Raw genomic sequence first — 12,548 nt, forward strand, 5'->3', positions numbered from 1 at the left:
TTTTTGAGCGTTATGTCACGATAATAGCTTCGTATGTAACTTTGATTTAGTAGGTTTTATATTGTAAATGGAGCATGCTGCTTCAAAAATTGCCACTGCGTTTAAATCAGCTAATAATGTTAGCAATTTGCACGCTGATAATAGCTTCTATACGTTATGTATTGGGCGGGTAACTAGATACGGTCATTTACCACTTATTTGTGGTGGACCATAAAAAACTAAGGCTAATCTAGTGAATTAAAGCTATGAGAAGGCGTTAAATTTAAAATTATAAGAGGTACATAATGGAGTTTACGAATAAACGCACCATGCTAATTACGGCATATTTATTGTTGGTGTTGGCGATAACACAGGCTATTTATACTGCTCTTTATGTTGCTGAAATAGGCTTTTCAAGACAGATTTTGTGGGGGCTAGAAGCAGTGGTATTTACTGTTCTTGTCTCTTTTGCTGGTGCGGCTATGGTACAGGCTAAAAACTCTCAACTCGGATGGTCAGCTATTGCATTTAGTGCTGTGCTTAACATCGTGCAGGTAAGTATTGGCCTGTCTTTGTTTTCATCATTTGGAAAAGTTGCGGGTAACGTTGAAGGGGCACAACCTTTAATTGGTGGTGTGGTTGCTTTGTCTTTCATGATTTACTATGCAGCCAAAGTATTATTGGGGCTAGCAGCACTTGTTTTTGGAACGGCAAGTATAGCTAAAGGTGGCAAAGCAATAGGGGGGCTTACAGCGTTAGCCGGTGTCGTTGCAATGTTTGCCAATGGCATATTAATTACCTTTGGCCGAGATGGTTTTCTTCCCTCAGGCGTTGCTGGCGGCTCAGGCGTGATGGCAACGTTACTTTTAGCGATATGCTTGATAAGTCTTTACCGTAAGGAAGATTAAGGCTTAATGTCTTACGCGAGAGAGTCTTTTTAAATAAAGAATAAACATCGGTGCATAATGCATGTGCTGATGTTTATTCTTATATGTAGCAAAATTCTTTGTCATCTAAAAGATGGTTCGCTACGTTTTAACAAATTATCTCGTATGTTAGGTGGCGCAAGGAGAATAAAAGGGGCAGAGACGTTTAAGTATTAGGTCGAAGAATTACAGACATATCAGCCCTCTTTTCCCCAAAAACGAGTGAGGTTATAGCCTTATAGCCAACATAAATTCAGAACGAGTGCCCTGCTAATTCGGCGAATCGTTTCCTAGATAAAAGCGTTGCTCACCTATGCGCTGCGTTTATCGGCATCTCATAAAATAAGCCGCCCTGGGGCAAGTCACTTATTTCCTGTGCGTCTTGACTAACAACGGTCGTGGAAACAAGCGACTATGTAGCCGGAGCATGCGCTGCGCTTATGGATTTATCGCGTTTTTTAAGCGTTGGCTGTTTATGGGTGAAATACTTTCTTTTTGTAAAAGGTCTACTTATCTTCTTTAATATGCCGATAGCTTATTAAAGCGTTATCGTACTATTACAGACAGCCATCTTTCCCAAGAAACCTAAAGGCTCAAAATGCATAACATGACAATTCGACAAAAATTATTTGCTGGCTTTGGGTTAGTGTTATTTATGATGGTGTCGTTAGTTGTTATTGGTATTCAGAATGTGAACTACATTGATGAGACCTTAACTGAAATATCTGATGTTAATTCAGTCAAACAGCGCTACGCAATTAACTATCGAGGTAGTGTGCATGACCGGGCAATTGATATACGTGACGTCGTATTAGCGACCAATAATGCTGAGGTGCAGGTATTGGCGAGGCATATTAATACCCTAGAAACCTTTTACCATGAATCTGAGCAAGGGATGAAAAACATGATTGACTCGGGGGTGATTTTTACGCCTGAGGAAATGAGTATTTTAACAAAAGTCGCTGCTATACAGAAAAAAACAACCCCGCAAATTCAACAGATTATTACCCTAACGCAACAGGGTGATGGCGCACAGGCTAAATCATTACTCGCCTCTGAGGTTGCGGGTAATTTTAAGCAATGGTTAAAAGTCATTAATGGGTTTATTGACTATCAAGAAGAAGTGAATAAAGTCGCTACCCCAAAAGCCCGCGAAGTAGCGGGTAATTTTCAATATCTCATGGTGATTATTACCAGCCTTGCCATTCTTATCGGTGTGGGCGTCACAGTTTTTATCAGTCGTAATTTAACCAATCAATTAGGGGCAGAACCCTCTGTAGCGGCCGATGCACTGGCAAATATGACCTCAGGCGATTTAAATACCCAAATCGATACATGTTGCCCTGAAAGCCTAATGGGCTCAGTAGTCACCATGCGCGAAAAACTGCGCGGGATCGTAGCCAGTATTTTTAACGGCGCAACTGAACTTGCCGGGCAAACTCAAATGGTCTCTGCTGGCTCTGAACAAGTGTATACAGCCGCCCAAATACAAGCCAAGCTCACAAGTGAAACAACTGAAAGCCTTAATACCATGCGTCAAGGGCTGGCACATGTGTCTGAATCCATGTCCCAGTCAGAAATCAATTCCGCAGAAACCTCTAAATTTGCCAAACTAGGCAAAGAAAAAATCGATGAAAGCGCCCGTGAAATGGAGTTAATCTCTAGCACGGTTGGTGCAACCGTTATGCAAATCAAACAACTAGAAGACAGAACCAAAGAGATTGGCAGTATTATCAGTGTTATTGGCAGCATCTCTGACCAAACCAATTTATTAGCCCTTAATGCCGCTATCGAGGCAGCCAGAGCAGGCGAAAGCGGCCGCGGGTTTGCGGTAGTCGCAGATGAAGTCAGAAACCTATCACTGCGCACAGGTGAAGCCACCCAGCAAATTGAAAGTATGATAAACGAAGTACAAGCCGAAACAGCCGCTTCGGTTATGGCAATGGAAAAAACCCAACCCCTTGTTGAAAACGGCCGCGCGTTAACTATCGAAACAATAGACTTATTGCTTAATATTGAAAAGCAAGCGAGCAACTCATTACGCAACGTGCAAGAAGTGGCCAGCGCAACCAATCAGCAAGTGGCGTTTATCGAAAAAATATCCATCTCAATGCAAGACATCAATACCATGTCAATTGAATCAATCGCCGCCCTGCAAAAAAATAACGAAGTCACCCAATCACTTGATGCTTTATCGCAAGAATTAAAAGCAACTGTGGGTTATTTTAAACTCGGTTGAGGGGAAGCTAGTTGATCTGCTCGAAGGCAACATGTGCTTCGCACAGTTGGTAATCGCTGCGCGGCTGGAATTTACGCTTAGTGCACACGGAGCATTCGCTACGCGAACCTAAGCATGCGCTGCACTTATCGGCATCTCGGCAATTGGAACGCCAGCCCGGTGCTCCCTGCGTTGCCCTACCTTCCAACATCCATGTTGGTCGCATTACGTTTTTGATACGGCATCCCTGCCGCACCAGCGACTCTTTCTTCTACAGCTAAGAAAGAGTAACCAGACAAATTTGTCGGGAACAACTTTGAACATCCGAAGGATGGTGCGCAGCACGTAGGGCATGGCTAGCCCGAAGTAAAGAAGCGGCCTCCAGCAAGTCACTTTACCCTGCGCGTCTTGCCTAACACTGGTCGTGAAAACGCGTTCCCGACGCTGCTTTCACTTGAATGACTTCCATGTCATTAATCCAGAGTGAGACTGAAGTGGTCTTCATCCTTAGTTCTTGTGGTTTAGCGAAGCGTAATCTCAGTGCATACAACGCATACATGAACGTCAATCAACACAGGTGTAAAAACACCTCCAGTAAATATTTATGTGTTGGTTATTATCGCAAAAAACGTTTTATGGTTTCTAAAACTTCGAGATCAGCGACCTTTAGGAGATATTAAAGAACCGTTCTAAAGCCCCTTTATCAAGTCAGCAAAAATAACTGTGATAATAGGAGCCAAAAAGAGCGTAACGGATTTGATGTTCCCTAGCAGGCCATCAACACCACTCTGGCTGGGGAACAACTCGTGTATTTTCTCTTCTGGTATAGCCTCACGATTTTGATGTGAGGATGCAATAACTAGATTTTTTAACAATTCAGTGGTCGGAACAAAGAGTGTTACGACAATCCCCGCATAGAAAACACTCATTATGAAAGGGTACACTTTCGTGAGCGAGCTAATTGCATGATTGTTATTATTTATGAAAGTGGTTAGCCATTGATATTGTAGGAATAACTGCAGGATAGTCGCTGATAAATATGTCACCATTAAGTAAAAAACAGTTTTATATATTCTTAGATATTGTATTGCATCCGAATAGCTAGACTTTCTGACCTTGAAGCAAATAAAGCTGAGCAACACGGCTACAAAGTAAACACTCAAATAACCAGTGCCCGCTGTTAGGTTTATCACCATTCGGAATTGAACAACGCTTATTGTGGTTTCAATATGCTTGTAAAGAATTTCGGCAATACCGCCGCCCAGATCTGCAAAAGATATGAAGTACCATATCAACAACGCACCGAAAACTAAAATTGCTGCTAATACAGCCTTGCGAAAGGCGTATTCATTTTTAAAGGTCAGAATAAAGTAAAGACAATAGGCTAATAAAAATATATTGATGACACTAGAGAGAATCAAAGATATACCCCAAGCAGATCTATTTAGAGTTTCATCAAGTGTTGGGTATCCGCCTCCAAAGAAGAGTTCCGCATCATCTACATAGGTGATTGAAATTCCAAGCCCCCATTCGAGCGATATGTACAAAACGATATAGAGAAAAAATAGAGTAACTGGTGTCAAAAGCACGACGACGGTGCTGAATTTTATAGAGTGTAATACAGCGTGGTTAGGCATCAACTGCTCCATGTGTGCTGAAATATATAAACTCGCTTACTAACACGCAATGCAAGTAAAGGAATAATATCCAAAAATAATCATAGCTCTTCTAACGTTATTAGAAACAAAATTTTCTAATTACAAGTCATTTAGCTTTAGGTATTTTAAACGAACTTGCCAGGAGGCCAGCCATGAACGTCTGGATAAAGCGAATACTAGGTGCGCAAAGCGCCTAAGTGAGCACAGCGAAAATTCTGTGCGCGCAGCACATGATGAGCGAAGCGTTTGCTTAGCACACGTAGTGTGTATGCAGCGAAGCTGTTCTGTGTGACCGAAGGCCATAAATAAGCGCAGCGCATGCTTTGCTTTGTTCACCGACTCAAGTCACCCCGAGCATCGAAGGCTCATGCTGGATTAATGACATGGATGTCATTCAAGTGAAAGCCGCGTCGGGAACGCGTTTTCACGACCAGTGTTAGTCGAGACGCACAGGGAATAAGTGACTTGCTGGAGAGCGGCTTCTTTTATAAAATGCGTCCATGCATTTCACCTTGCGCGAGAATCGCTTAGGCCATCCTATGGATGTTCAAATTAATTCCCGATGAATTTGTGCTTACTTTTCTTAGCTGTTGAAGAAAAGTCAGTTGGACGAAATGGATTTCGTTTGAAAAAAGGCATGGATGCCGTGTGCGCAGCACATTAATAAGCAACGCGCATGCTCAGTGTGCACAGCACATTATTAGCAAAACAACAGGTATAATAATTCATTCATAATAAAAATAGATATCTTCTGATCCCAATGTAATCCCCGCGTAACCGCATTGTTACTGACTTGTAAACGCATGCGACCTTCGTCTACAGGTCGTTAAGAGCCCTTGCACGCATTTCTGGTGCTTGAGCAGATAAAAGTTAGACGGCATACTCGATTTTCCTATATGAAAATAGTCACTTGAGAATGTCTTATGAATGCGGAAACACGCAGTTATCGACGGTATGTCCTGTTTATTCTTACCTTGGTTTATATCTTCAATTTTGTTGATCGGCAGATTCTGGTCATTCTACAAGAGCCGATTAAAGCCGAACTTGGGTTGTCTGATACCCAACTGGGTTTACTGACCGGTTTTGCTTTTGCTTTATTCTATGTGGTGGTGGGCATTCCCATTGCACGTTGGGCCGATGTGGGTAATCGACGCAATATTGTCAGTATGGCCTTGGTCGTATGGAGCGGTATGACCGCAGTATCTGGTTTGGCACAAAACTATACCCAATTACTACTGGCCAGAATTGGTGTCGGTATCGGCGAAGCCGGTGCGAGTCCGCCTTCTCACTCGATGATATCCGATTATTATGAGCCTGAAGAACGTGGTGCCGCCATGTCTATTTATAGCATGGGGTTGTATCTGGGTATTTTGGTTGGCCTGTTATTAGGTGGCTGGTTGGCTGACAAAATCGGGTGGCGTATGGCGTTTTTCGCGGTAGGTTTACCCGGCATTTTGATGGCCGTCGTGGTGCGCTTTACCCTTAAAGAGCCACCTCGCGGCGGTTCTGGTATGGTGTCTGACCCAACTGTAGGTCAAAAATATACCTTTAAAGAAACTCTTAGTTATTTATGGCAGTCTAAGCCTTTCCGTAAAGCGGCGTTTGCTGCGGGTTTCTGTGCTTTTACTGGTTACTCTACGTTAACCTTTATCCCTTCTTTCTTAATTCGAAGTCATGGTATGAGCATCTCGGAAGTAGGTGTGTCTCTGGGCCTAATTATTGGTTTATCAGGCGTAATTGGGGCCCTAAGCGGCGGCTTTTTAGCTGACAAATTCGGCAAAATCAATTTACGTTGGTATATGTGGGTACCGGCTATTGGCGTGTTACTTTCAGTGCCGTTTGCTTTGTTGGCGTTAAGTCTAGACTCATTAACCTGGGTATTGGTGTGTATATTTATCAGTAATGTTTTTGGTTCTTGTTACCTTGGGCCGACTATCGCGATTTCTCATCATTTGGTTAAGCCATCAATGCGTGCAACCACGTCGGCTATCTTGTTCTTTATTTTGAATATTGTCGGATTAGGCTGTGGCCCTGTCGTGACCGGTATGATGAGTGACGCGTTGACTCCCGAATATGGTGCCGAATCTCTGCGTTATGCTTTGATGTTCTCTAGTCTCGTTATTCTGCTCGCGGTAGTTCAGTACATTCGCAGCGGTTCAGCCGTTAATAGGCTTACCGACGACGACCAAAAGGTCACTGCTTAGGCAATAGCCTTGCGCTGTAAGGATTAAGCATTTAGTTTACTAACGTAACCATGATGACGCCTCTTAAAAGCAGTTAATTTTTGAGGCGTTATTTTAAAGCGTTGTCATTGCCCTACCTCTGACTTAAAAAAAAACAACAAGATTGCTTACGTTCCTTTTATCACGCCTGATGCTTTATTAACGCCCTTTCAACTTGCAATATGTTGACTACCTGGCTTTATTTATTCGCTACATTACCTCACATGCCTACACCCCGCTTTAAAACAAAAAGATCTGCATATTCGACATTGCTGGCGGGGAATTTTTCACTCCAAAAACTTGACCGTGGCAATATAAATAATGGATAGTTAATCACTCAAATATAATGGAATTAAAACCATTAGATAAAAAGCAGTATGGAGGGTTAATCAATATTTTAATGTTTAACAATGAAAGGAAATCATAAGGTTACGAATACACATATTGAGTTAGCGGTAGCCTAAAAATAAAAATCTATAAAAATAGATAGTGAGTTTGATTATGCAGGGAATAACAATAATAACAAAAGCAGTCTTTTTCTTGAGCTTAGTGCTGTGTTGCTCATCTACCTACGCCCAGAATTGGGATGATTTATTCGACGATGCCAAATATCAAGACGTAAAGTTATCACCAGATGGTGGACATATAGCGGTTGCCATGATGTCTGAAGGCAAGCGTGTTCTGGTTTTTTTAAATCGTACTTCAATGGAATTAGCTGGGTCGCTGAACCTATCAGGCAAAAACGAGGTGGGTGAATACTACTGGGCAAATAACGAACGCGTTGTTATTAAAATTAACCAAAAAGTGGCTGGGTTGCGTGAAGCTAGGTTTTTCGGTGAGTTATACGCCATCGATTATGACGGTACGAGAGGCAGTATTATTTATGGTTATCGAGCAGGCGAAAGTCAAATTGGTACGCGAATACAAAAACAAAAGGAAACGCGAGGCTGGGCTAACATTATCGACTTACTGCCTGAAGAGCCTAATCATATATTGATTAGCTCAACGCCTTGGAGTGATTCTGGTGATCGCGTTGCGGATATAAATAAAATTGATATCTACAAGGGACTACTAAAAGAACGAGTAGCGATTTCGCCCGTTATTACTGCAAATTTTTTAACCAATGAAAATGGACAATTAACCGTTGCTTACGGCACTGATAAAGACTTCAAACGCCAAGTTTATATCCTTCAAGATGGTGATTGGCAAAAAATACCTAACCAAGATTTTGGCAGCGCCTTTACACCGCTAACCGTAGGCACAGATAATAGCTATTTATATGCTTTAGATAATTTAGGACAAGATAAAACAGGTTTATTTAAATTCGATCTTAAAAGTGGTGAAAGCAACGCTATTTTAACAGACGAAAAGGTTGATATAACGAGTGTCTCGTTAACAACAGATGGCCGAAATATATATGGATTGCGTGTTGATGACGGTTTTCCAGCCTATTACATGCTGAATACGTCTTTACCTGAGGCCAAGGTATTTAAGAGCCTGTTGGCGACTTTTCCCGGTGAATCGGTTGACATCACCAGCCATTCCAATGACGGATCGCTGTACACCTTACTTGTCTCTTCAGACATAGATGCTGGCAGCTTCTTTATTTACGATAAAACAGCAAACGCCTTAACGTTTCTATTTAAGAAATTTCCGAAACTCAATAGTGACCAAATGGCCATGACCGATCCCTTTAGCTTTACCACGGATAGCGGTCATCAATTAAATGGTTACTTTACCCAAGCAAAAACAGCAAAAAACGCAGAAATTGCGCCCTTGGTCGTTGTCGTTCACGGAGGGCCCCACATCCGTAACTATTGGACGTACTCAGCCCAAACACAATTCTTGGCGTTAAATGGCTACTCCGTTTTACAGGTTAATTTTAGTGGTTCAACAGGTTACGGTAAATCCTTTGAAAAAGCGGCTTACGGAGAATGGGGTACGCTTATTCAACAGGATATATATGATGCATACCTGTGGGCTATCCAACAGGGCAAAGCACTGAAAGATAAAGCCTGCATTATGGGAGGAAGTTTCGGTGGTTATTCTGCGATTCAAAGTATTATCAACTACCCAACCACATATCAGTGTGCCATCAGTAATGCCGGCGTTTATGACCTTGAAATGATGTTTGAAGAGGGTGATATCGTTGACCGTTCTTGGGGAAGTCGTTATTTGGAAACTACGTTAGGTAAGGATAAAGAACATATTAGATCTATGTCACCTGTTTACCACGCTGACAAAATACAGGTTCCTGTTTTTTTAGCTCATGGTGAACAAGATCAACGTGCGCCCATTGAGCAATTGGAACGATTGAAAGACGCCTTAGATAAAAATGATAAAGAATATGAATTTTATGGCGTCAGCGCAGAGAGCCATGGGTTTTACGATCCTGAAAACCAAAAAGCCTATATGAATAAAGTCGTTACGTTTTTGAATAAACACTTGTAACAGATATTGATGTAGCAAAATCATTGCGTAACCGAGCACCCATAATAATGACTTTATCGTGGGTGCTTCTGGCAAATATTGAGTGTTATTGTTGCGCATTGGCTTTAATACGAAGTGAATAAACATACCAGCCTAATTATCCGTATCAGTACGAATTGTAGAGACACGACTCGCCTTAAACGCTAATTCAGCACTCATTAGCGCAAGTTTATTGTCAGTAAGTGGTTATTTATGATAGAAAAATACAGGGTGGCATAAATACGTGTCATCGCTTGGGTGTACTGCGCGTTTTGACATAATTCAAAAGTGATTCTCGCCTCTTTGATTCAACTATCAGATTTTAACTATCGGGAACAAACAATGAAGTTTCACATATTCGTATTCGGGGTCTTATCAGCCAGTCTTTGGGGCTGTAGTTCAGCAGAAAATCAAACAAAAATAGCAGTAGATCGACCCAAACAACAAGCCATGGTGGTCACCGCAAACCCTCATGCAACACAAGCAGGGCTAGCGGTATTGCGCGCCGGTGGTTCAGCCGTCGATGCAGCTGTCGCCATTGAAGCGGTACTAAGCCTAGTCGAGCCGCAAAGCTCTGGCTTAGCCGGTGGTGCATTTATGGTGCATTACGACAATGAAACAAAATCGTTGGCAGTGTATGACGGCCGAGAATCTGCCCCAAGTGGCGCCACACCAGATATGTTTATGTTAGAAAACGGCGACTCAATGCCGTTTATTCAAGCTAAAACGAGTGGATTGTCTACCGGCGTGCCAGGGGTATTGGCTATGTTGTCGATGGCCCATAAAGAACAAGGTACCTTAGAATGGGCGAGCCTATTTAATTACGCCAGCAAACTTGCCAACGAAGGTTTTGAAATATCTCCTCGCTTACATGGCATGTTAGAGCGTTTTGGTAAGTATATTCCTAGTACACCAGACCAAGGGCCAACGGATGCCCACGAGTACTTTTTTGATGACGCTGGTCAACCCTATCCAGTAGGTTATAAGTTAAAAAATCCTGACTATGCTAAGACCTTAGACATCATTGCTAAAGACCCAGCTGAGTTCTATCACGGCGATATAGCGAAAAAAATCGCGGCTATGGTGCAGCAGCAACCTCGAGCGGGCTCATTAACCGCAGAAGATATCGCAGCATACCAGCCGGTAAAACGTGCAGCACTTTGTCAGCCTTATCGTGATACCCAAGTATGTGGCGCACCGCCACCTTCGTCATGGGTAGCAGTGGGTATGATTATGGGGATTTTAGAAAATGGTCCTCGCCCAAGTGCTGCAGGCCCAGATGATCCCAAAAATTGGGCATTGTTAGCTCAGGCTCAGCAACTTGCTTATGCCGACAGAGACCAATTTATTGCAGATCCTGACTTTATCGATATGCCTCTTAGCGGCATGTTAAACAAAGACTACCTAGCCAAGCGCGCAACGCTTATATCAGAAAAAGCCACGCCACTGACGTATGCCGTAGGCGACCCTTGGGCCTATAACGACACGCCAAGCAATGAAACCGCGGGGATTGATGCCACGCAAGACGTTCACGGCACCACGCACTTTGTCATTGTGGATACCAAAGGCGATGTGGTCTCAATGACAGCGACAGTTGAAAGCATCTTTGGCACCACGCGTATGGTTGGCGGCATGTTTTTGAACAACCAATTAACTGATTTCTCTTTCCAGCATCATGACAAAAACGGTAACGCTATTGTTAACGCCGTTGCGCCCAATAAACGCCCACGCTCATCTATGTCTCCCTCCATTGTGTTAGACGAAGATGGCGACTTTTTAATGGCCACTGGCTCACCTGGCGGCAATAACATTATTGCCTACACCGTTAAAACATTGGTCGGTGTATTTGAATGGGGACTGGATCCACAAGCCGCCGTTGATTTGCCGAATATGGTTGCCCGGGGTAAAACCGTGCGCCTAGAAAAAGATGCCGCATCCGATTCATTAATTTCAGCCATGAAAGAAATGGGATTCGACGTTGATGCATCAAAAGGCGAAAATTCAGGCTTAAGCGTGATTATGCGTAAACCTGATGGCAGCCTTGAGGGCGCAGCAGACAAACGCAGAGAAGGCATAATCGGTACGCTTTAGAACGAGCAGCTTTGTTTTGAACAGAAACCTTCGCCAACAGATCCTGTCGAAGCAATGCATACCGTAAATAGACTTTTCAATTAACAATATGGCGGCCAATTGGCCGCCATATTTGTTTAGCGAAAATACATTTAACCGTTAGAATCGAGCAAGAAGGCCGCTTTTATGGGCTGCTTCCACTTCTGTGGCGGTGACTTTGTTATCGTTGTTTGTATCCATTAAATCAAAAAACTGACCCAGTCCAATTTTGCGATAACTGCGCCCAGCCTGATTGGCGTAAGCAAACACTTCTTCGCGCGTTACCACGCAATCACCATTTGCATCTGTGCCATCAAAACCGTAAGGCGGGTCAACTTTAACGAATTCTTCATCGCTGAGCTTGTTGTCTTGGTTTGTATCAAACAAGTCGAAAAATGTGAGTAGGGTAATACGCCTATATTTCCCTTGATCCATAAATGCTTCGAGTTCGTCACGCATAACGGTACCATCTCGATTAAGATCCGCGTTGTCCATCGGCCCGTGTGCTGCATTGTTCAACGGGCCTTGCTGTAATGCTTCGCAGACACTGCGCTGGGATCCGCCATCAGGCGGCCTGCCTTGATCACGACCACCACGATGATGACCATCCGGTGGACCCAATGTTGTGCCCGCATTTACTTTCCCAATGTCATTCGAACTACAAGCGCTCAACGAAAAAGCCACCAGCAGCGCTAGCGCGACATAAGATTTCGCATCACGATTTACCTTCAAAACGTATTCTCCTGCCAGTTAACGTTAATCAACACCGTCAGAAACAGTGCTTTAATATGTCACAAAAACCACTTTGTCACCTCACCTGCTCTTTACTGAGACTCACATCTACGTCAAAAGTGCCTTAGGGCAACTCAAGAACATATTGCTTATGATGTAACAGGATTTACTCACACCACATGCTAAAATCCCAAAATATCATTTATGATCATCATACAGCGTAATCAATAGGGAC

At 43.1% G+C, this 12,548-nt stretch carries 7 protein-coding genes; 5 read left to right on the forward strand and 2 right to left on the reverse strand.

Annotated elements, in window-relative coordinates:
- Nucleotides 1-284: 284 nt before the first annotated feature.
- Complete coding sequence (locus GQS54_RS11855; protein ID WP_166424197.1) at nt 285-887, forward strand: thiamine biosynthesis protein ThiC; 603 nt, start codon at nt 285-287, stop codon at nt 885-887.
- A 616-nt stretch (nt 888-1,503) separates the two neighbouring features.
- Nucleotides 1,504-3,144, forward strand: coding sequence for a methyl-accepting chemotaxis protein (locus GQS54_RS11860; RefSeq protein WP_166424198.1), 1,641 nt, complete (start codon nt 1,504-1,506; stop codon nt 3,142-3,144).
- A 668-nt stretch (nt 3,145-3,812) separates the two neighbouring features.
- Here GQS54_RS11860 and GQS54_RS11865 read toward each other — a convergent pair.
- Nucleotides 3,813-4,760, reverse strand: a complete 948-nt coding sequence (locus GQS54_RS11865; RefSeq protein WP_166424199.1) for a hypothetical protein — start codon at nt 4,758-4,760, stop codon at nt 3,813-3,815.
- A gap of 944 nt (nt 4,761-5,704) precedes the next feature.
- Here GQS54_RS11865 and GQS54_RS11870 point away from each other — a divergent pair.
- The 3 genes from GQS54_RS11870 to ggt all read left to right on the forward strand — a co-directional run bounded on the left by GQS54_RS11870 (nt 5,705) and on the right by ggt (nt 11,563).
- Nucleotides 5,705-6,985, forward strand: coding sequence for an MFS transporter (locus GQS54_RS11870; RefSeq protein ID WP_166424200.1), 1,281 nt, complete (start codon nt 5,705-5,707; stop codon nt 6,983-6,985).
- A 519-nt stretch (nt 6,986-7,504) separates the two neighbouring features.
- A complete protein-coding gene (locus GQS54_RS11875) occupies nt 7,505-9,454 on the forward strand; it encodes a prolyl oligopeptidase family serine peptidase (RefSeq protein ID WP_205967732.1) in 1,950 nt (649 codons plus the stop codon).
- 360 nt (nt 9,455-9,814) lie between these two features.
- Complete coding sequence (gene ggt, locus GQS54_RS11880; protein WP_166424202.1) at nt 9,815-11,563, forward strand: gamma-glutamyltransferase; 1,749 nt, start codon at nt 9,815-9,817, stop codon at nt 11,561-11,563.
- A gap of 138 nt (nt 11,564-11,701) precedes the next feature.
- On the opposite strand, the gene GQS54_RS11885 is transcribed toward ggt, so the two are convergent.
- Nucleotides 11,702-12,313, reverse strand: a complete 612-nt coding sequence (locus GQS54_RS11885) for a hypothetical protein (RefSeq protein ID WP_166424203.1) — start codon at nt 12,311-12,313, stop codon at nt 11,702-11,704.
- Between the last annotated feature and the right edge of the window lie 235 nt (nt 12,314-12,548).

This window comes from Paraglaciecola sp. 20A4, from assembly GCF_011378905.1.
In the GTDB taxonomy this organism is placed as follows: domain Bacteria; phylum Pseudomonadota; class Gammaproteobacteria; order Enterobacterales; family Alteromonadaceae; genus Paraglaciecola.

Bases quoted from the DNA above. Each gene is read 5' to 3' on its own strand.
- GQS54_RS11855 (WP_166424197.1), top strand. From the start codon at position 285: ATGGAGTTTACGAATAAACGCACCATGCTAATTACGGCATATTTATTG.
- GQS54_RS11860 (WP_166424198.1), top strand. From the start codon at position 1,504: ATGCATAACATGACAATTCGACAAAAATTATTTGCTGGCTTTGGGTTA.
- GQS54_RS11865 (WP_166424199.1), bottom strand. From the start codon at position 4,760: ATGCCTAACCACGCTGTATTACACTCTATAAAATTCAGCACCGTCGTC.
- GQS54_RS11870 (WP_166424200.1), top strand. From the start codon at position 5,705: ATGAATGCGGAAACACGCAGTTATCGACGGTATGTCCTGTTTATTCTT.
- GQS54_RS11875 (WP_205967732.1), top strand. From the start codon at position 7,505: ATGCAGGGAATAACAATAATAACAAAAGCAGTCTTTTTCTTGAGCTTA.
- ggt (WP_166424202.1), top strand. From the start codon at position 9,815: ATGAAGTTTCACATATTCGTATTCGGGGTCTTATCAGCCAGTCTTTGG.